General features: G+C 39.1%; 16 protein-coding genes and 1 other RNA gene. All 17 read left to right on the forward strand.

Annotated features, from left to right (window positions below; translation table 11 throughout):
• The 17 genes from CKK03_RS05365 to CKK03_RS05445 all read left to right on the forward strand — a co-directional run bounded on the left by CKK03_RS05365 (nt 1) and on the right by CKK03_RS05445 (nt 21,217).
• A complete protein-coding gene (locus tag CKK03_RS05365; RefSeq protein WP_099361816.1) occupies nt 1–243 on the forward strand; it encodes a glutaredoxin family protein in 243 nt (80 codons plus the stop codon).
• A gap of 182 nt (nt 244–425) precedes the next feature.
• Nucleotides 426–1,445 carry a sugar-binding transcriptional regulator gene (locus CKK03_RS05370; protein ID WP_099361573.1) on the forward strand — a complete coding sequence of 340 codons (1,020 nt, stop codon included), beginning with the start codon at nt 426–428 and terminating at the stop codon, nt 1,443–1,445.
• Nucleotides 1,446–1,493: 48 nt separating this feature from the next.
• Nucleotides 1,494–2,501 (forward strand): type I glyceraldehyde-3-phosphate dehydrogenase, encoded by a 1,008-nt coding sequence (gene gap / locus CKK03_RS05375; RefSeq protein ID WP_099361574.1) that lies wholly within the window; start codon nt 1,494–1,496, stop codon nt 2,499–2,501.
• Nucleotides 2,502–2,669: 168 nt separating this feature from the next.
• On the forward strand, nt 2,670–3,854 hold the full coding sequence (locus tag CKK03_RS05380; protein ID WP_099361575.1) for a phosphoglycerate kinase: 1,185 nt from the start codon (nt 2,670–2,672) through the stop codon (nt 3,852–3,854).
• A gap of 61 nt (nt 3,855–3,915) precedes the next feature.
• Nucleotides 3,916–4,677: a triose-phosphate isomerase gene (tpiA, locus tag CKK03_RS05385; protein WP_099361576.1), complete on the forward strand. Its 762-nt coding sequence runs from the start codon at nt 3,916–3,918 to the stop codon at nt 4,675–4,677.
• Nucleotides 4,677–6,212, forward strand: coding sequence for a 2,3-bisphosphoglycerate-independent phosphoglycerate mutase (gpmI, locus tag CKK03_RS05390; RefSeq protein ID WP_099361577.1), 1,536 nt, complete (start codon nt 4,677–4,679; stop codon nt 6,210–6,212). Before tpiA ends, gpmI begins: the two co-directional genes overlap by 1 nt.
• Before the next feature lie 63 nt (nt 6,213–6,275).
• Nucleotides 6,276–7,568, forward strand: coding sequence for a phosphopyruvate hydratase (gene eno, locus CKK03_RS05395; RefSeq protein ID WP_099352520.1), 1,293 nt, complete (start codon nt 6,276–6,278; stop codon nt 7,566–7,568).
• Between the two features lie 737 nt (nt 7,569–8,305).
• The gene (gene secG / locus CKK03_RS05400) at nt 8,306–8,539 is read left to right on the forward strand and encodes a preprotein translocase subunit SecG (RefSeq protein WP_099361817.1); all 234 of its coding nucleotides are present in this window, start codon (nt 8,306–8,308) and stop codon (nt 8,537–8,539) included.
• Between the two features lie 139 nt (nt 8,540–8,678).
• Nucleotides 8,679–9,419, forward strand: a complete 741-nt coding sequence (locus tag CKK03_RS05405; protein ID WP_099361578.1) for an alpha/beta hydrolase — start codon at nt 8,679–8,681, stop codon at nt 9,417–9,419.
• Between the two features lie 17 nt (nt 9,420–9,436).
• Nucleotides 9,437–11,779 (forward strand): ribonuclease R, encoded by a 2,343-nt coding sequence (gene rnr, locus CKK03_RS05410; protein WP_099361579.1) that lies wholly within the window; start codon nt 9,437–9,439, stop codon nt 11,777–11,779.
• 113 nt (nt 11,780–11,892) lie between these two features.
• Nucleotides 11,893–12,870: an L-lactate dehydrogenase gene (locus CKK03_RS05415; protein WP_425432841.1), complete on the forward strand. Its 978-nt coding sequence runs from the start codon at nt 11,893–11,895 to the stop codon at nt 12,868–12,870.
• Nucleotides 12,871–12,891: 21 nt separating this feature from the next.
• The gene (locus CKK03_RS05420) at nt 12,892–13,668 is read left to right on the forward strand and encodes a formate/nitrite transporter family protein (protein WP_099361580.1); all 777 of its coding nucleotides are present in this window, start codon (nt 12,892–12,894) and stop codon (nt 13,666–13,668) included.
• A 118-nt stretch (nt 13,669–13,786) separates the two neighbouring features.
• Nucleotides 13,787–14,239 (forward strand): HIT family protein, encoded by a 453-nt coding sequence (locus CKK03_RS05425; RefSeq protein ID WP_099361581.1) that lies wholly within the window; start codon nt 13,787–13,789, stop codon nt 14,237–14,239.
• Complete coding sequence (locus tag CKK03_RS05430; RefSeq protein ID WP_099361582.1) at nt 14,232–15,041, forward strand: PP2C family serine/threonine-protein phosphatase; 810 nt, start codon at nt 14,232–14,234, stop codon at nt 15,039–15,041. Before CKK03_RS05425 ends, CKK03_RS05430 begins: the two co-directional genes overlap by 8 nt.
• Before the next feature lie 52 nt (nt 15,042–15,093).
• Nucleotides 15,094–15,561 carry an SsrA-binding protein SmpB gene (smpB, locus tag CKK03_RS05435; RefSeq protein WP_099361583.1) on the forward strand — a complete coding sequence of 156 codons (468 nt, stop codon included), beginning with the start codon at nt 15,094–15,096 and terminating at the stop codon, nt 15,559–15,561.
• A 347-nt stretch (nt 15,562–15,908) separates the two neighbouring features.
• Nucleotides 15,909–16,247, forward strand: a transfer-messenger RNA (tmRNA) gene (ssrA, locus tag CKK03_RS05440).
• A gap of 1,067 nt (nt 16,248–17,314) precedes the next feature.
• Nucleotides 17,315–21,217, forward strand: coding sequence for a leucine-rich repeat protein (locus CKK03_RS05445; protein WP_099361584.1), 3,903 nt, complete (start codon nt 17,315–17,317; stop codon nt 21,215–21,217).
• The last annotated feature ends 35 nt before the right edge of the window (nt 21,218–21,252 follow it).

Raw genomic sequence — 21,252 nt, forward strand, 5'->3', positions numbered from 1 at the left:
ATTCAAGTCACCATGTATTCAAAGGAAAATTGCTCCCTTTGTACAAAAGCGGAGCAGGTTATCGAGGAATTAAGTGGAGAATTTCCTTTAGTCCTCAATGAGATTGATATTTATAAAGATGATGTACTTCTGGAAAAATATCAGATCATGATTCCCGTTATCGAAATTGACGGAACCGAAGTGGAGTATGGGATTATCCATAAAGAGGTCATCCAAGAATACCTAAGAAAATATTTAAAATAATCTGACTGCCTAAAAACTAGGCAGTTTAATTATTGCTTTCTTTTAAAAGTACTGGTACTATAGTAAATGTAACACGGCGATATACAATTTTATTGGAGTTGTTTTTTTTTACTGTAAGCGGGACATAATATGTCACAGCGGGACAAAAGTAGTCCCTTATAGTAAAAAGGGGAAATGAAAAAATGAGTTCGATTATTGAGGTACAACAAAAATTATTACCTGATTTACTAGAGGTTATGCAGAAACGCCATGAGATCCTCAAATACATACGACTTATGCAGCCGATTGGAAGAAGGAATCTTTCTACGAGTCTTGGTCATAGCGAACGTGTCCTCCGCGGTGAAGTTCAGTTTTTAAAAGAACAAAATCTTGTTGACTTTAGTACGGCTGGAATGAGCCTAACAAGTGAGGGTGCTGAACTATTAAAAGACCTTGAGGATGTCATGAAGGAAGTTTTAGGTTTACGGGTTTTAGAATCGAAGCTTAAGGAAAAGTTAAATATAAAAGGTGTGATTGTCGTTTCAGGCGATAGTGACACAACTCCTTGGGTGAAAAAAGAAATGGGAAGAGCTTGCGTTTCAAGAATAAAACAAAGGCTTTCTGGAGAAAATATCGTCGCAGTTACTGGTGGTACAACCCTCGTTGAGGTCGCAGAAATGATGACCCCGGATTCGAAAGGGCGAAGTATTTTATTTGTTCCAGCAAGAGGTGGACTAGGAGAACGAGTAGAAAATCAAGCAAATACCATTTGCGCAAAGATGGCCGAAAAAGCTTCTGGTGATTACCGACTTCTCCATGTACCTGATGTTGTGAGCAATGAAGCGTACCATTCCTTTGTGGCCGAACCATCGATTCGGGATGTCCTGAATTTGATTAAATCATCAAGTATGGTTGTTCACGGAATAGGAGACGCTATTACAATGGCTAAGCGGCGTAAAACCGATGAAGAGGACATGAAAAAAATCATTGAATCTCATGCAGTCGCAGAGGCTTTTGGGTATTATTTTGACGAAGATGGGAAAGTGGTCCATCGGGTTCAAACAATTGGCATCCAGCTAGAAGGTCTGAACGCAATTCACGATGTGATTGCCGTAGCTGGTGGAGCTTCGAAGGCAACAGCCATTCAAGCATACTTAAAGCAGGCGCCGGAGACGCTGTTAATAACAGATGAAGGTGCAGCGAAAGAGTTAATGAAGGGGTAACCCTTAAAATATTTTTCTAGGTTTCACATACAAAAGGAGGAAATCAAAATGGCAGTAAAAGTTGGTATTAATGGTTTTGGACGTATTGGTCGTAACGTATTACGTGCGGCACTAAAAAATCCAAATGTTGAAGTAGTAGCAGTAAACGATTTAACAGATGCAAACATGTTAGCTCATCTATTAAAGTATGACTCTGTTCATGGTGTTCTTGATGCAGAAGTATCTGTAAATGGAAATAGCCTTGTTGTTAATGGAAAAGAAATTCTTGTTAAAGCTGAACGTGACCCAGCTCAACTTGCTTGGGGAGACCTAGGTGTTGAAGTTGTTGTTGAATCAACTGGTCGTTTCACTAAGCGTGCTGACGCTGCGAAACACATCGAAGCTGGTGCAAAGAAAGTAATCATTTCTGCTCCTGCAACTGACGAAGACATCACAATCGTTATGGGTGTTAACCATGACAAGTATGATGCAGCAAGCCATGACGTCATTTCAAACGCTTCTTGTACAACTAACTGCTTAGCACCATATGCAAAAGTTCTACATGAAAACTTTGGAATTAAGCGTGGTATGATGACAACTATTCACTCATACACAAATGACCAACAAATTCTTGATTTACCACATAAAGACTATCGTCGTGCTCGTGCAGCAGCTGAAAACATCATTCCAACTACTACTGGTGCAGCAAAAGCTGTTTCTCTAGTATTACCTGAATTAAAAGGTAAATTAAATGGTGGCGCTATGCGTGTTCCAACTCCAAACGTGTCACTTGTTGACTTAGTTGCCGAGTTAGATAAAGAAGTAACTGTTGAAGAAATTAACGCAGCACTACGTAAAGCTTCAGAAGAAGAATTAAAAGGAATCATGGGTTATAGTGAAGAACCACTTGTATCTTCTGATTACAATGGTAATGCAAATTCTTCAACTATCGATGCTCTTTCTACAATGGTTATGGAAGGCAACATGGTTAAAGTTATCTCTTGGTATGACAACGAAAGTGGTTACTCTCACCGTGTAGTTGACCTTGTAGATTATATCGCATCAAAAGGTCTATAATTTTTACCGTTTGATACCAAAGCAACTGGCACTATAATAGAACTTGTGAAGGGAAGGGAATGTTCCCTTCCCTTTTTGATGTCTATATGAGATGCTAAGTACCGCTAGGATACTTTGTGCTTAGGGCACAGGTTTTTACCAACATTACATAGAACGGAGGCCTTCCCTGTGAATAAGAAATCAGTTAGAGATATTGATGTGAAAGGCAAACGAGTTTTTTGTCGAGTTGATTTTAACGTTCCAATGCAAGATGGTCAGGTAACGGATGAGACTCGTATTCGTGCAGCATTACCAACAATCGAGCACCTTCGTAAAGAAGGGGCAAAGGTCATTTTGGCGAGTCACCTTGGTCGTCCGAAAGGCAAAGCTGTTGATGAGCTTCGTTTAGACCCAGTAGCTAAGCGTTTAGGCGAGCGCTTAGGTATCGAAGTTCGCAAAACAAATGAAGCATACGGTCCAGAGGTTGAACAAACCATCTCAGAGATGAATGAAGGCGATGTTCTTTTACTTGAAAACGTTCGTTTTTACCCTGGAGAAGAAAAGAATGATCCAGAGCTAGCAAAACAATTTGCAGCACTTGCAGATGTTTACGTAAACGATGCATTCGGTGCAGCTCACCGTGCACATGCTTCCACAGCTGGTATCGCTGAACACCTACCAGCAGTAGCAGGTTTCTTAATGGAAAAAGAAATCGAAGTATTAGGTAAAGCACTTTCTAACCCAGAGCGTCCTTTTACTGCGATTATTGGTGGAGCGAAAGTAAAGGACAAAATTGGTGTCATCGAAAACCTCTTAGAAAAAGTAGATAACTTAATCATTGGTGGAGGACTTGCTTATACATTCGTAAAAGCACAAGGTCACGAAATCGGTAAGTCTCTTTTAGAGGAGGATAAGATTGATCTTGCTACTCAATTCATGAACAAAGCAAAAGAAAAAGGCGTTAACTTCTATATGCCTGTTGATGTAAAAGTTGCAGATGACTTCTCAAATGATGCAAACACTAAGATTGTTCCAATCGAAGAGATTCCTAGCGACTGGGAAGCACTTGATATTGGGCCAAAAACAGCTGAATTATACAGAGATGTTATTTTAAACTCTAAACTTGTCATTTGGAACGGACCAATGGGTGTATTCGAATTAGATGCATTCGCTAACGGAACAAAAGCCGTGGGTCAAGCACTAGCTGATGCTACTGATACTTACTCAATTATCGGTGGCGGTGACTCTGCAGCAGCAGTTGAGAAATTCGGCCTAGCTGATAAAATGAGCCACATCTCAACTGGTGGTGGAGCTTCACTAGAATTCATGGAAGGTAAAGAGCTTCCAGGAGTCGTATTACTTAACGATAAATAAAAAATGGTGCCATCAAGCAAGGCACCTTGTCATATTGTCAACAACGAAAGGGATGGTGAACATGAGAAAGCCAATCATTGCAGGAAACTGGAAAATGAATAAGGTTCTTTCTGAAGCAGTTCATTTTGTAGAAGAAATTAATGGTCTAATTCCATCACCAGAAAAGGTTGATTCTGTTGTTTGTGCGCCAGCACTCTTTTTAGAGCGCCTTGTTGCAAACGTAAAAGAAGGAAACTATGACCTTAAAATTGGTGCACAAAATATGCATTTTGAAGAAAGCGGAGCATTTACAGGGGAAATTAGCCCTGTAGCATTAAAGGATCTAGGTGTTGACTATGTCATCCTTGGTCACTCTGAGCGCCGTGAAATGTTCGCTGAAACAGATGAGTCAGTGAATCAAAAAACACTTGCAGCATTTGCTCATGGATTAGTTCCAATCGTATGCTGTGGTGAAACATTAGAGCAACGTGAAGCAGGTCAAACAAATGACCTAGTTGGAACACAAATTCAAAAGGCGTTAGCAGGTCTTACAGCAGATCAAGCGAAAGAAGTTGTCATTGCCTATGAACCAATCTGGGCAATCGGAACAGGCAAATCTTCTTCAGCAGAAGATGCTAACGAAGTTTGTGCACACATCCGTAAAGTAGTGGCTGAACAATTCTCTGCTGATGTAGCAGATGCTGTTCGCATTCAATACGGTGGAAGTGTTAAACCAGAAAACATTAAAGAATACATGGCACAACCAGATATCGATGGTGCTCTAGTTGGTGGAGCTAGTCTTGATGCTTCCTCTTTTGTAAAGCTTTTGGAGGCGCAGAAGTAATGAGTAAATCTCCAGTTGCATTAATTATTTTAGATGGTTTTGCTTTTCGCGATGAAGTAAAAGGAAACGCAGTTGCTCAAGCAAACAAACCAAATTTTGATCGCTTTTGGAACCAATACCCACACGCTACTTTACAGGCAAGTGGCGAGGCTGTTGGTTTACCAGAAGGACAAATGGGGAATTCAGAGGTAGGGCACTTAAATATCGGTGCAGGCCGAGTTGTTTACCAAAGCCTAACTCGTGTAAATGTTGCGATTCGCGATCATGAATTTGAGCAAAACGAAACATTCCTTGATGCGATGAAACATGTAAAGGAAAATGGAACTGCACTTCACCTATTTGGTTTATTATCAGATGGTGGTGTACATAGTCACATTGATCACCTATTTGCATTGTTACGACTTGCTGCATCAGAAGGTATTGAAAAAGTATATATCCATGGCTTTTTAGATGGAAGAGACGTCGGTCCTCAAACTGCGAAAATCTATCTAGAACAGCTTGATGAAAAAATAAAAGAATACGGTGTTGGTGAAATCGCAACCTTGTCTGGCCGTTATTATTCAATGGACCGTGACAAACGGTGGGAGCGCGTTGAAAAATCATACCGTTCAATGGTTTACGGAGAAGGTCCTACATATAAAAATGCATTTGAACTTGTCGATGATTCCTATGCAAATGGCATTTACGATGAATTCGTTTTACCATCTGTCCTTGTAAAAGAAGATGGTTCACCTGTTGCAACGATTCAAGACAATGATGCTGTGATCTTTTATAATTTTAGACCAGACCGTGCCATCCAAATTTCAAATACGTTTACAAATGAAGACTTCCGTTCATTTGAACGTGGACCAAAGCATCCAAACAAGTTATTCTTTGTGTGCTTAACTCACTTCAGTGAAAGTGTAGATGGATATGTGGCATTCAAGCCAACAAATCTTGATAACACTTTAGGAGAAGTACTTTCACAAAATGGATTAAAACAGCTTCGCATTGCGGAAACTGAAAAATATCCTCACGTTACCTTCTTTATGAGTGGTGGACGTGAAAAGGAATTTCCTGGTGAAACTCGTCTTTTAATTAACTCACCAAAGGTTGCAACCTATGACCTAAAGCCAGAAATGAGTGCTTATGAGGTAAGGGATGCACTTTTACAAGAAATTGCTAATGATAAGCATGACGCAATTATCTTAAACTTTGCAAACCCAGATATGGTTGGTCACTCGGGCTTACTTGAGCCAACGATTAAAGCCATTGAAGTAGTGGATGAGTGCTTAGGAGAAGTGGTTGATGCCATACTTGCAAAAGGTGGAGCAGCCATCATCACAGCTGACCATGGTAACTCTGATGAGGTTGTTACTGTTGAAGGCAATCCAATGACTGCGCATACTACGAATCCAGTACCTGTGATCGTAACAAAAGAAGGTTTAGCATTACGAGAAGACGGAGTCCTAGGAGACTTAGCACCAACCATGCTTGACCTACTAGGTATTCAAAAATCGGCTGAAATGACTGGAAACAGCTTACTTAAGAAATAAACATACTTGTTTTAAAGAACGACCTAATAAACTAATTTTTAATCGAAAAGGAGAGATTTTATTATGTCAATTATCATAGATGTATACGCTCGTGAAGTATTAGATTCTCGTGGAAATCCTACAGTTGAAGTTGAAGTATATACGGAGTCCGGTGCATTCGGCCGTGCGTTAGTACCAAGTGGTGCTTCAACTGGTGAATATGAAGCAGTTGAGCTTCGTGATGGCGACAAGAGCCGTTACCTTGGAAAAGGTGTACAAACTGCTGTAAACAATGTAAATGAAATCATTGCTGCAGAAATCATCGGATTCGACGTAACTGACCAAGTTGCAATTGACCGAGCTTTAATCGAGCTTGATGGAACAGAAAACAAAGGTAAATTAGGTGCAAACGCAATTCTTGGTGTATCTATGGCAGCAGCTCGTGCAGCAGCTGACTTCCTTGAAATTCCTTTATACCAATACCTTGGTGGATTCAACTCAAAAACTCTTCCAGTACCAATGATGAACATCATCAACGGTGGAGAGCATGCGGATAACAACGTCGACATCCAAGAATTCATGGTTATGCCTGTTGGTGCAGAAAGCTTCAAAGAAGCACTTCGCATGGGCGCTGAAATTTTCCACAACCTTAAAGCAGTATTACAAGCAAAAGGCTTAAACACAGCTGTAGGTGATGAAGGTGGATTCGCTCCAAACCTTGGTTCAAACGAAGAAGCTCTACAAACAATCGTAGAAGCAATCGAAAAAGCTGGTTACAAGCCAGGTGAACAAGTACGTCTTGCAATGGATGCAGCATCTTCTGAGTTCTACAACAAAGAAGACGGTAAATACCATCTTAAAGGAGAAGGTAAAGTTCTATCTTCTGAAGAAATGGTTGCATTCTACGAAGATCTTGTTTCAAAATACCCAATCATCTCTATTGAAGATGGTTTAGATGAAAACGACTGGGAAGGTCACAAGCTTCTAACTGAGCGTCTAGGTAAAAAAGTTCAATTAGTTGGGGACGATCTATTCGTTACAAATACAAAGAAACTTTCTGAAGGTATTGAAAGAGGCGTAGGTAACTCAATCCTAATCAAAGTTAACCAAATCGGTACATTAACTGAAACATTTGATGCAATCGAAATGGCGAAACGCGCAGGTTACACTGCAGTTATCTCTCACCGTTCTGGTGAAACAGAAGACAGCACAATTGCTGACATCGCAGTTGCTACAAACGCTGGCCAAATCAAGACTGGTGCTCCATCACGTACTGACCGTGTTGCGAAATACAACCAATTACTACGTATTGAAGACAATCTTGGTGAAACAGCTCAATACAACGGATTAGCATCCTTCTATAATTTAAGAGGTTAATCTTATAAAAGGAAAACGACAAGCTTAGTGGCTTGTCGTTTTTTTACTGAATTGTGGTTTCGCGGTTAAACACACAACCCCGAGAGCGTAAAGAGGTATGGAATTCCCTAGAACTTTCCAGATTCGTACCCGCAAAGAACATAAAGAGGACCAGTGTTTCCTAGAACTTTCCAGATTCAAACCCGCAAATAACATAATGAGGACCGGTGTTTCCTAGAAGTTCCCAGGTACGTACCCGTAAAAAACATAAAGAGGACCGGTGTTTCCCAGAATCTTCCAGATGTGTATCCGTAAAGAGCGTAAAGAGGACTTGATTTTCCTAAAAATTCCCAGATTCGCACTCGTTAAGCACGAATAAAGATGAAGAATCTCCTCAAAACATGGAGCACGACTTCTAACTACTTTTCTTTTTTCGGCTGCTGCTTCTTTTGCTTATCTTGCTGTGTATTCTCACCTAAATAATTCGCTTTGTGTTTTTTCTGTTCTTTTACCATTTCATCAAAATCCCAATTGATCATTCATCTCATCCCTTTCAAGGTAGTCAACCTTAATATGGACGTTAACAGCCCAAATCATGAAGTGAATCCTTGGAAAAAACCACGATGAATCCTAATGCCATATGTTGGATTTGAAAAAAATGTAAAGTCAGAAAATGCAGTATTGTCCACTTTGTGTTTTTATGGTACATTTAAACTAACGTCATATGCGTTCTCGTTCAGGAGGTGTAGTTTTATATGTTGCATGGAGTTCTTGTTACATTATTAGTAATCGTATGTATCGCGTTGATCGTAGTGGTCTTATTACAATCCGGTAAAAGCGCGGGTCTATCTGGAGCTATCTCTGGTGGTGCCGAGCAGTTATTCGGAAAGCAAAAGGCTCGTGGACTTGACGCAGTTTTACACCGAGTTACAGTTGTCCTAGCGGTATTATTCTTTGTTCTTACAATTGCAGTATCATACTTTGAACTATAAAACTATTCAAAAGTAGGTTAGACAGGAGATGTCTAGCCTTTTTTATTGCGCATAAAAAGGTCTTTCATGTACGATAGTAGAATACCGTAAAAACGCGCAAAATAAACATACTGGATATCATCAAAAGGAGTTATACATAATGAAAATCAAATTACCTCAACCTTTCCTATTTGAAGGTGGAGAAAAGGCTGTTTTATTACTACATGGTTTTACCGGGAACTCTGCCGATGTTCGGATGCTTGGCCGCTTCCTTGAGAATAGAGGCTATACCTGTCATGCACCAATCTACAAAGGACATGGTGTCCCACCGGAAGAATTAGTCCATACCGGTCCCGAAGATTGGTGGGAAGACGTCATGAATGGCTACCAACTTTTAAAAGACAAAGGCTACGAAAATATTGCAGTTGCAGGATTGTCACTTGGTGGGGTATTTTCGCTTAAATTGGGTTACACTGTACCTATAAAAGGGATAGTGACGATGTGTGCGCCAATGTATCTAAAAAGCGAAGAGGTCATGTATGAGGGTGTTGTAGAGTATGCACGGGAATACAAGCGATTTGAAGGGAAATCACCTGAACAAATCGAACAGGAAATTGAAGCGTTCAAGAAAACGCCAATGAATACATTAAAAGCATTGCAAAACCTAATTGCAGAGGTGCGGGACAATGTCGATATGATTTATTCTCCGACTTTTGTTGCACAGGCTCGTCATGACAAAATGATAAATCCTGATAGTGCGAATATTATATATGAAGCAGTAGAAAATGATTTTAAAAAGATTAAATGGTACGAAGAATCAGGACATGTCATTACCCTAGACAAAGAACGTGACCAACTGCATGAGGATGTGTATGCATTTTTAGAGCAGTTAGATTGGTAACGGGAGGGAAAGAAAAAATGGAACAAGATATCCAAAAACATATCAATCAATTATTGGACTTTATGAAGGAAGAAGCTTACAAGCCCTTAACCGTGCAGGAACTTGAGGAAGCTTTCGGAATCAAAGGTTCGGAGGATTTTAAGGATTTTGTTAAAGCCCTTGTGGTGATGGAAGAACAGGGGTTAGTCGTTCGAACTCGTAGTAATCGCTACGGTCTTCCGGAAAAAATGAACCTTGTCCGCGGAACGCTCACTGGGCATGCGAAGGGTTTTGCATTTGTGATGCCGGAAGATAAGACAATGGATGATGTATTCATTCCACCAAATGAATTAAAAAATGCAATGCATGGAGATACCGTGCTTGTTCGAATAAGCACTGAGTCTTCTGGTCAACGCAAAGAAGGCACCGTTGTTCGGATTATTGAACGCGGCGTGAAAACAATTGTAGGTACATATACCGAAAGTAAAAGCTTTGGATTCGTTATTCCTGATGATAAAAAGATTGCCAATGACATCTTCATTCCAAAGCAAGCATCAAATGGTGCGATTGAGGGACATAAGGTTGTCGTGAAGCTTGTTACTTATCCTGAGGGGAGAATGAGTGCGGAAGGAGAAGTTATTGAAATCTTAGGTCATAAAAATGACCCTGGAATCGATATTCTTTCGGTTATTCATAAGCATGGCCTTCCACAGGAATTTCCAAGGGATGTATTAGAACAAGCAAACAATACACCAGATACAATCGATCCAAAAGATCTCGAAGGTCGACGCGATTTACGAAATGAAGTCATTGTAACTATCGATGGTGCCGATGCTAAAGACTTGGATGACGCTGTAACAGTTACAAAGCTTGAAAATGGCAATTACAAGCTAGGTGTGCATATTGCTGACGTTACTCATTATGTAACAGAAGGTTCACCTATTGATAACGAGGCGAGTGACCGCGGAACAAGTATTTATCTTGTCGATCGCGTGATTCCGATGATTCCACATCGTCTATCCAATGGGATTTGTTCATTAAATCCAAAGGTTGACCGCCTAACACTATCCTGTGAGATGGAAGTTGACCAAAACGGTGCTGTTGTGAAACATGACATTTTCCAAAGTGTTATTAAAACAACGGAACGAATGACGTATTCCGATGTGAACAGCATTCTTGCCGACAAAGATGAAGAACTAAGAACACGTTACGAGCCACTAGTTCCTATGTTTGAAGATATGGAGCAACTTGCTGCAATCCTTCGTGAAAAACGAATGAAACGTGGCGCAATTGATTTTGATTTTAAAGAAGCAAAGGTTCTTGTAAATGAAGAAGGCGCACCATATGATGTTGTCTTACGCGAGCGCTCCGTTGGTGAACGATTAATCGAAGAGTTCATGCTACTTGCAAACGAAACGGTTGCTGAGCATTTCCATTGGATGAATGTGCCGTTTATTTACCGAATTCACGAGGATCCAAATGAAGAGAAGTTAAGACGTTTCTTAGAATTCATTACGAACTTTGGCTATCTTGTAAGAGGAGCTGGAAATTCGATTCATCCTCGTGCGTTACAGGAAGTGATTGAGGCAGTTCAAGGCAAGCCTGAGGAAATGGTTGTTTCAACCGTCATGTTGCGTTCAATGAAACAAGCAAAATACGATCCAGAAAGCGTAGGTCACTTTGGATTATCAACTGATTTTTATACCCATTTCACGTCACCAATTCGACGTTATCCAGACTTAATCGTACATCGATTAATCCGAACTTATTTGATTCAAGGTAAGATAGACAATGCCACTCAGGATAAATGGAAGGAAAAACTTCCGGAAATCGCTGAGCATTCCTCCAATATGGAACGTCGCGCGGTAGAAGCAGAGCGCGAAACAGATAGTATGAAAAAAGCAGAGTATATGATGGATAAAATCGGTGAGGAATACGATGGCATCATTAGCTCTGTTACAAACTTTGGAATGTTTGTTGAGCTACCGAATACAATTGAAGGACTTGTTCACGTAAGTTATTTAACAGATGACTATTATCGTTATGACGAAAGAAGCTACGCGATGATTGGAGAACGGACCGGCAATGTATTCCGCATAGGTGATGAAATAACGGTTCGTGTTAACAATGTAAATAAGGATGAACGTTCTGTTGACTTTGAGGTTGTTGGCATGAAGGGAAGCCGTCGCAAGCTTTCAAAAGAACAGCCGAAAATCATCAGGTCCGAAAAAAGAAGTAGCCGTCGTAAGCCAGGTGAAGATGACAAGAAGCGCAGTAGCGAAAAAGACGGTGAATGGTCAACTCGTAAACCTCGTAAGAAAAAGAAGAAGTTTGACAATGTTCCACCACAAAAAAGTAAGAAACGTAAGAAGAGAAGATAATAGAGAGTACTCCACAAGTGTGGAGTGCTTTTTTTATGCTGTGCTTTCAGAATAGTTAATTTTATGGAACATATACTAAAGGTTGTTATTTGAATGACGGGAGGATGAAAAACATGAATATGAAAATAGGGGATCGTGTCAGTCGTGTGGCCCTAATTGGGACTGGTTTTGTTGGCTCAAGTTATGCTTTTGCTTTAATGAATCAAGGGATTGTTAACGAACTCATCATGATTGACGTAAATGAGGAGAAAGCCAAAGGGGACGTACTAGATCTTAATCATGGTAAAGCTTTTACAGGAAATCCTACGCTCATTAAATCCGGAAATTACAATGATTGCAAAAACGTGGATCTAGTTGTCATCTGTGCGGGAGCTAATCAAAAGCCTGGAGAAACGAGATTAGACCTAGTAGAAAAAAACCTGAAAATATTTAAAGAAATCGTTGATAAGGTAATGGCAAGCGGATTTGATGGAATCTTTCTTGTCGCGACGAATCCGGTTGATGTTTTAACCTATGCTACCTGGAAATATAGCGGGTTACCGAAAGAACGTGTAATAGGTTCTGGTACGATTTTGGACACTGCACGTTTTCGATTCTTATTAGGGGAATATTTTAATGTTGCCCCGAAAAATATTCACGCCTATATTATCGGAGAACATGGGGATAGTGAATTACCTGTGTATAGCTCTGCTTATATAGGTGCGCTCCCAATAAAAAAGTATATGGAGCGAAATGAAAAGTATAAAAAAGCAGATTTGGATGAAATCTTTATCCGGGTACGTGACGCAGCTTATGAAATTATAAAAAGTAAAGGAGCAACCTACTACGGAATTGCAATGGGGCTAGCTCGAATCACGAAAGCTATATTTTCAAATGAAAATGCGGTGTTAACAGTTTCTGCTCATATGGACGGACAATATGGACAAGAAAATGTATATATTGGAGTGCCTTGCGTGATTAACCGAAATGGTATCCGTGAAATTATGGAACTGGAGTTAAATGAAGTGGAACAACAAAAGTTTGACAATAGTGCGAATGTGTTGAAAAACATACTTGCACCATATTTTGATGAGGTGAAACCAAAAAGTTAATCCGTTAGCGGGTGAATTTATATGGAAGCAAAACTACTATCAAGTATTGAAAAGCTGGCACTGTCACGCCGAGATACATTTAAAAACAGTAGGCTCATCTATTTTTTACGGGCCGTATTAGCCAGTATGTTTATTGGGTTTGGGGTAATCGTTGCTTTTCGAACAGGTAATTTCTTTTTTGTGCAACAATCACCCGTCGCCTTCCCCATTGCAGCTATCACATTCGGTGCAGCCATTATCCTTATTGCCTATGGTGGAGGAGATTTATTTACAGGAGATACCTTTTATTACACGTATGCAGCTTTGCGGAAAAGAATGAAGTGGAATGTGGTTGGCCAAATGTGGCTATATAGCTATATTGGTAATATCATTGGTGCCATTTTCTTTGCATTTTTAATTTACATGACCGGCTTATTTGAGGGCGAATTTGCAAATGAGTTTCTTTTAACGATTGCTAAAAACAAAACACAACTCCCCATTTCTTACCTGTTTTTTCGAGCAATTCTCTGTAACTGGCTTGTTTGCCTTGCCTTCTTTTTACCATTGGGGATGCAAGGAGACGGACCTAAAATATTCATAATGATGTTATTAGTATTTTGCTTTTTTATCTCTGGATACGAACATAGCATTGCCAATATGTGTACGTTTGCTATTTCGTATGTGATGAATCATCCAGACTCTGTCACCATTCATGGAGTCATCCGCAATTTAATCCCAGTGACCATTGGTAATTTAATAGGTGGTGGAGGATTCATGGCATGGATGTATTTCTACGCGAATAAGGCAAATATTGAATGAACTGAAGATCCAGGGGGTATTCCCCCTGATCTTTTTTACCCACCTTTATATATGAAAATTATTCCAAATATGGACACGATGTTATATACTTGTGTGAATTACAAAGGGGGGATATGAGGTGGAGGATTGTTATATTTGTAAAAAACACATGGGGTTGATTCAAACTGTAGGGGAAACAATTTATGAAGACGAGTATGTGTACATAGGTCATATTGATCATAATGGCGAAGATAGTTATCTAGGTCATATTATGATTGATTTAAAAAGACATGCACCTAGTCTTGCAGATCTGACTATGGAAGAGGCAAAGGCATTTGGAATGATTATGGCGAGAGTAAGTAAAGCATTAAAGGAATCTGAAAAAGCAGAACATATTTATTCACTTGTTTCAGGAAATGAAGTTTCTCATCTTCATATGCACCTTGTCCCACGATATCCAAACACTCCGAAAGAGTTTTGGGGACCAATGGCTGTTTATGATTGGCCAGAAGCACCAATGGGGAAAAATGAACGGATTGTTCAGGTATGTAGAAGACTAAAAGCAACCTTGGAGAATCAGAGAAATGACTGATTTGGAATGGGTTGGTTCACAGCAAAGTTTTGTTGATACATTGTCTGTTCAGAATCAAGGGAAAATAACGATAGGTCGATTCGGTGGCAACTCTTCAGCTGGTCAAACAAAAAATGAAGATGGCTGTCTAGTATGGCAAAATGAACAGGAGGACTGGGAGTTTGTGATTCTCCTTGATGCCCATCAGACGGCTGAAAGTGCTGAGTTGATTTTACAGGAATTTACGAAATACAAAGGTTCAATAGTATCTATGTTATCAAGCTCAAAAGAAAAGACCTTTAAACACATCGAAGAAATGATCTTACAACTTTTTATGAACCCTAATTTCCTTGCTTCATGTCGGAAAGTAAATGGCTCAACATCCTGTCTAATTGTTCTTAGAAAAGATAAATATATTTGGTGGTTTTCAGTCGGTGATTGTATATTGTACCTATTCCATTCTGAGTTGGCGGATCTTGGACAATATCAAGTCAACCAGCGACATTTTTTTGAATGGATTGGGCAAGTAAATACATTTGAACTTTCTGTCCCTTGCTACAGCTCCGGGAGAAAGGAGCTAAGGAAAGGAAAGAATCAAATATTTTTAACTACCGATGGTTTAATTGAATGTCCTGGCTTACCTTATGACTGTCCAGAAAAAATACAAGATGAATTTAGTAGTACTTCAAAAGAAAAGGCAGTGGAAGCTTTACTTAAGAAAATACAATTGTTAAATGTACGAGACAGTACAACAATCATTTCGTGGTTTGTAAATAGTAATCAAGACGCAAGTTTACCTTGCAACAGTAGCCTTCCCTTGTGATGTTGTCCAATTTTTGCTAAAATAAAAGGTACCGTGTTAAGGGGGAAATCGTATGCCAAAAGGTGCAGGAAAGGTAATTGCACAAAACAAAAAAGCAAATCATGATTATTTTATTGAAGAAACCTATGAAACAGGAATTGTTCTTCAAGGGACAGAAATTAAGTCTCTTCGAAATGGCCGAGCCAATTTGAAGGATTCATATGCCCGTGTTCATAACGGTGAAGTATTCCTGTACAACATGCATATTAGCCCTTATGAGCAAGGAAACCGATATAATCATGAACCGCTTCGTACACGTAAGCTTCTTCTTCATAAAAAAGAAATCAACAAACTAATTGGTCTAACAAAAGAAGAAGGCTATGCACTTGTTCCAATTAAAATCTATTTGAAAAATGGATATGCAAAGCTTTTATTAGGTCTAGGTAAAGGTAAGAAAAAATACGACAAACGTGAAGACCTGAAGAAAAAAGAAGCAAAACGTGACATCGAACGTGCTTTCAGAGAAAGACAGAAGATGTAACTTTATTCAGCAGTAGTCATCAAACTCTAATTTATGTATAGATGAATCAACAGTTTAACGACTAATCAAAGTTACGCATAACTGAATAAAGTCAGCCTCCGGCGGATGCCACAGATTTTTCAATTGTAATTTTTCGAGCATGCTCGAAAAAAATCTGGGCGCAAATACACCGAGGTGTATTTGATTTAAGTAACTTACAATAACTTACAATTGAAATTGTAAGTACATGTGCTATAATAAGACATGTGGTTGACAATTGAATAGTCAGCGAAAGCAAAAACACTTCATCCGAAACACCCAGATAACTGGTGATTAAGTTCATCATTATCATTTTATAATGGGGACGCTACGGATTCGACAGGGGTAGTTTGAGCTTAAGTTGCGAGTCGAGGGGATCGGCCTCGTTAAAACGTCAACGCCTATAACTGGCAAAGAAAACAACAACTTCGCTTTAGCTGCTTAATAACAGTCTATAGCGGTTCCTCCCTCCATCGCCCATGTGGTAGGGTCAGGGACTCACTTTAAGTGGGCTACGCCGGAGTTCACCGTCTGAGGACAAAGGAAGAGAACAACCAGACTAGCTGCTTGGAAGCCTGTCGATAGGCTGAAAAGTTAGCGAAATGCTAATATATCGACTACACTCGTAGAAGCTTAAGTGCCAATATCTTTGGACGTGGGTTCGATTAGTAATTAGTCGCCTTATGTGGTAACACATAAGTGATAATCCGGCTTTATCGGTGAAACCTAAGTCGTACTTGATGCGATAAGGCAATGCCGAGCGGTATGTAGAGCAATCTAACAGCCGTGTATCGACTTATAGGCTGCCATTAATCATGGTAGTACTAGGATGCGAAATCCTACCTGACCAGGTACAAATTATATTTCGCATAATACGCCGGAGGACCTGATAACTGCAGGTTCAAGATATAGTCAGTGCCATGACGAAAGCATGGAAAAGCACGTCCCACCGTCTCCACCAAATACATATACTTGGTGGTTAAATACTAAATTGTGATGTAAAGCATAAGTTTTCCGTTTGGAAAACTTATGCTTTATTTTATTTTAGGAAATTATATGCTTGATTGTGGAGAAACTCAGTCACTGGCATTAGGGATTGTTAACTAAAAAAACGCAATTTTCCATATGCATAATACTCACATCACTGATGATTATTCTTCTAGATTTTCTATTTTGTATCTCGAATGTGGGGGGAGCAACGTTATTTCAAGTGTCCTCGCCCCAAAAAAGCGAAAAGTGGAGAACAACTTTACTGTTGATTCTTCTAACCCAGCCATACGACCTTCCCCTAAATATAGGCAAAACTTACTTGTATTGAGTCCTTTTATCTTAACCCGTTTGGTTGAGAAGGAGAAAGGTCGTATTTGTATTTAATATTGATTATCCATTATCATGACTTATTGTAATTAACTTATATCGAGCAGTGACATTTGACTCGTCTAAAGCAGATAATAATATAACCGCCTCAAACACTGTTTAAAAAACAACTTGACTTATAATGGCAGAAAATTTAAAATACTTTATAAGTAAACGTTTACATGACCTTATCGTGTTTCAGTTGATTTGTCTATTACTGTTGACGTGATTTAAAAATAATAAAATAGTTAATTATGCGAATTTAGGTAAACGTTTACTTAATTATATTTGGAGGTGTTAAATGGGATATCTCAGTAAATCCTTCTTGGAAAATAAAAAATAGTAAGGGAACCACAAATAATAACGGAGGTGCTAGTTCATGTATAAGGGAGTACATAAAGCCCAAAAAGTACTAATTCTTTCTTTAGTATTTCTTTTGATTTTTACATCGTTTCAATTTACATGGGGCTTAAACACACAGGCAGCTGATGCTAATGGTACATTTGATGCAAAAACAGGTACGTTGACGTTAAATAGTGAATTTGTAGCTGGAAAGTTAAAGGACCAAATTGACTCTGTACTACCCGGAGAAAACAATTATGCAGATATCAAGGTTTTAATTATAACAGCGGGTGTGATTGGGGTTGGGAAAGCAGCCGATGGCAATGATATAACTGAAATAATTAACGAGTTAACTAATCTTGAAGATTTACAATTAATAGGTAACTCAACAACTCAAAGGACTTCAAACAGTAACTCTCAGGGGATAACACCTGCAAATTTGTTTAGTTCGGCAAATTCCAAATTGAATTCGGTTACATTGAAAAATGTAACAAAGATTGGAGCAAATACATTCAAGGGTGTCACAACCTTAACAAATTTAGTCATACCGAGTGTGACAAGTGTTGAAGATGTAAACGCTTTTGATGACATCTCAAATCTTGAATCTATTAAATTGGGGGGAACACCACCACTAACAGGACCTAGTTTGTTCCCTACGGATGCTACATTCTATGTACCGGCCACTAAGGTTGAAACTTATAAGAGTGACGCTTTATGGGGGAGTGTGGAGAATAGAATCCAGGCTGTAGTTAATTCGCCAGAAGAGGATGAGGTTACTCCTCCTAAAAAAGATGACGAAGAAAGCGTCCTGCCTGAAACTGAAGCCGATGTAGAAGGGGTAGCTGTCATCACATTTGATAAAGCAGATAGGCTTGTTGATTTATTAAGGGAAGCTGGCTTTGATAGCACAATTCCGGAACAAGCTGCAAAGTTAAAAAAGATTGTAATAAAAGCAGGAAAAGCAAAGAAAACTCTTGCAAATGCAGATTTTAATCATCAAGGCAAACTTCTAAGCAATTATATTAATCTAACATCATTTATAATTGAGAAGCCGGATGATCCTGTCCTTTTAACATGGAACGGGAATAAAATACCTAATAATGCCTTTAAAGGGCTTGAAAAATTGAGAGAAGTTAAAATAGGAATCGCTACTTCTAGCATTGGATCATCTGCGTTTGAAGGGTGTATTTCACTAGAAACAGCCGAGTTTTATGATACACGTATGATTAGCCCGAAGTCTTTCAAGGGGAATACAAGCCTTACATCACTTACATTTAATAAAACATATTTACCAGTAGGGTTTGAAGAGTTTCCGGGTGAGCCGACTGAATGGTTTGAAGATGTAGATACTAGTAAACTAACTATTTTCGTTCCTACAGTTGCAATAGAAATCTTTAAAGAAGACGAGGATTGGAGTACTATCTGTAGCGGGTGTGAAATTAAGACTAATGGTGATGATGCTGAGAAGGGGGCAGATGAAGGGCCTCCAGCCACTCTAGAAGTTGAAATTACTAATTTCACTACAAAAAAGCTAGAAGATGCAATTAAAAATTCACCTAATTTTAGCGGTAACTTTGAAGATATTCGAGTACTGACTATTAAAGCAGGTATTCTAGCACCTGCTGATATCAGCTTTATTGCTAGCAGTCTTAAAAAGCTCGAGGAGCTTTATATTATCGAAGAGGCAAATTTTGAAAAAGGAGCCATTCCTAAAAATGCCTTTGAGGGTAATAGATACTTAAGAAAAATTAAAGCAGAGAATGTAGAGGAAATTGATGTAAAAGCATTTAATTTATTTGAAAGTCTTGAGGAAGTAGATTTTCCGGATGTGAAAATTATTAGATCACAAGCGTTTGCGCAAGTAAAGGGTTCTAGTGATAGCAAGCTTAAAATTGCGAGGTTTCCTAAAGTAGAGGTTATAGAACAGAGAGCCTTTTATTACTGTGTGAATTTAGAACATTTGTACCTAGGTTCACAACCACCGACACTTACGGTCCCTGAAGGTAAACAAGGCTTATGGTTTAACTTTGTAACCCGCATGACAATTCATGTACCTGACCGAGCTGCATTCGATGAATATGTCAAAATTGAAAATAGTGAAATGATTGATTGGAGTGCATTTGACTTCATCGCTGAAAATGGCGATGAGTTACCAGCAGTAGAGCGAGCAGACGCATATAATGACGCGAACTATGACCATCTTCGTAAGGATCATACACTGCCTTATTATAACGGTGATTATAAAACAAGTCTGAATTTGTATACATTTAATATGAATTTAAACTCATGGATTCAGGGACGTACCTCACCGGAACCAATGGATACTTTTGAGGCAATTAAGTGGGCACATGAAAATGGGTTTGATGCAGTGGATATCACAGCTTATTACATTCCAGGTTATAGTAATACAGCCATGCCAACAGAAGAACAACAGAAGGAAATTCTTGCATTTGCTAAGAGAATTAAAGAATATAGCGATGACATAGGCATTGCAATAAGCGGTACTGGAATTCAAAATAACTTTGCAGACCCGAATCAAAAAAGACGTGAGCTAGATATTGAGAGGACCAAGTTTTACATTCAAGTTGCGGCTGAAATGGGTGCACCAGTTATCCGTGTGTTTGCCGGACCACCTCCTGCTGATATTTTACGTTCAGGCTGGGAAGCTATAACAAAAGATCGAATAACACCTGCCATACAAGAAATAGCAGACTTTGCACAAGAGAATTATCCGAGTGTTGAAATTGGAGTTCAGAATCATGGTGATATGCTAGCAACGGCCAACCAAGTGCTTCAGCTACTAGATTGGGTTGACCGAGACAACGTTGGTATTGTGAACGATACAGGATATTACCGAGATTTTATGAGTCTTGATGCGCGAGGCTATGATTGGTATACGGATATTGCCCTACTTCTTCCTTATTCAAACAATTTTCAAGTGAAGAAAAAACCAGGAGGGGCAGAAACAACAGAGTTAATGGATTTAGAAAGAATTTTTAAAGATATGAGAAGCAGCTCCTATGGGCGAAATGGTGAATATGTCCCTGTTGAATTATTATGGAATCCCGGAGATGAAGGTTATCCTGGGGATCTAGCTGAGCCGCCATATGAAGAAACATTAGCATTTCTTACTAAGATGAAAAATGCAATGGAAAGAACAAAACGAACAGATATTTATTCGGATTTAAGCGGGATTCATTTATCAACAGGTGGGTTAAATGAAGAGTTTTATTCGGGAAAGACGAACTATACACAAACTGTTGATAATAATGTTTCAAATGTAACGGTTACAGCGAAAAAGGCAGAATCACAGGCAGTAATACGAGTTAATGGTGAAATTGTAGAAAGCGGAAAACCTAGTGGACCAATTGCTCTTAACGTTGGAATCAATACGATAACAATCGTTGTTTCAGGGGCGGATGCTGTGGAAAAAACGTATACAATTGAAATTACTCGAGAAGCACAAGCTAAAACGCCTTCACTAGATTTAACACCATTAGAGACACTCATTGCAATGGCCAAAGCAATTACAAATAGTGATTCAGTTTATTCAGAAAGTTCATTTGCCGAGTTACAAATTGCGATTGAAGAAGCTGTATCTGCATTAACTATTATAAAAACAGAACAGGATTTAATGGAGGCAGTAAAAGCATTGCAAGACGCGATTGATGGACTAGAAAAGGTTTCACCTGGATTAGGTGATAATGACGGTGGGAAAGGTCCTGGTAACGACGGAGATGATAATCAAGATGGAAAAGGACCTGGTAGTAATGATAAGCAAAATCAAGGTAAAAGCAGCAATGAACAAATAGATAAAAGTGGTTCAAAACTTCCGGTTACGGCAACATCAATGTTTACAATGTTATTGATGGGTATAGCGTTGCTTCTTGCTGGTGCTGGATCAATGTTTGTTGTAAAAAGAAGAAGAATTAAGGGCTAGATAAATTTTAAAATCAGGGTTATCCACGAGGAGAA

Source organism: Fredinandcohnia onubensis (genome assembly GCF_002734215.1).
Lineage (GTDB): Bacteria > Bacillota > Bacilli > Bacillales > Bacillaceae_L > Ferdinandcohnia > Ferdinandcohnia onubensis.

What these genes read in the sequence shown, in the direction of transcription:
- CKK03_RS05370 (WP_099361573.1), top strand. Translation starts at nt 426, where the DNA reads ATGAGTTCGATTATTGAGGTACAACAAAAATTATTACCTGATTTACTA.
- gap (WP_099361574.1), top strand. Translation starts at nt 1,494, where the DNA reads ATGGCAGTAAAAGTTGGTATTAATGGTTTTGGACGTATTGGTCGTAAC.
- tpiA (WP_099361576.1), top strand. Translation starts at nt 3,916, where the DNA reads ATGAGAAAGCCAATCATTGCAGGAAACTGGAAAATGAATAAGGTTCTT.
- gpmI (WP_099361577.1), top strand. Translation starts at nt 4,677, where the DNA reads ATGAGTAAATCTCCAGTTGCATTAATTATTTTAGATGGTTTTGCTTTT.
- eno (WP_099352520.1), top strand. Translation starts at nt 6,276, where the DNA reads ATGTCAATTATCATAGATGTATACGCTCGTGAAGTATTAGATTCTCGT.
- CKK03_RS05405 (WP_099361578.1), top strand. Translation starts at nt 8,679, where the DNA reads ATGAAAATCAAATTACCTCAACCTTTCCTATTTGAAGGTGGAGAAAAG.
- rnr (WP_099361579.1), top strand. Translation starts at nt 9,437, where the DNA reads ATGGAACAAGATATCCAAAAACATATCAATCAATTATTGGACTTTATG.
- CKK03_RS05415 (WP_425432841.1), top strand. Translation starts at nt 11,893, where the DNA reads ATGAATATGAAAATAGGGGATCGTGTCAGTCGTGTGGCCCTAATTGGG.
- CKK03_RS05420 (WP_099361580.1), top strand. Translation starts at nt 12,892, where the DNA reads ATGGAAGCAAAACTACTATCAAGTATTGAAAAGCTGGCACTGTCACGC.
- CKK03_RS05430 (WP_099361582.1), top strand. Translation starts at nt 14,232, where the DNA reads ATGACTGATTTGGAATGGGTTGGTTCACAGCAAAGTTTTGTTGATACA.
- smpB (WP_099361583.1), top strand. Translation starts at nt 15,094, where the DNA reads ATGCCAAAAGGTGCAGGAAAGGTAATTGCACAAAACAAAAAAGCAAAT.
- CKK03_RS05445 (WP_099361584.1), top strand. Translation starts at nt 17,315, where the DNA reads ATGTATAAGGGAGTACATAAAGCCCAAAAAGTACTAATTCTTTCTTTA.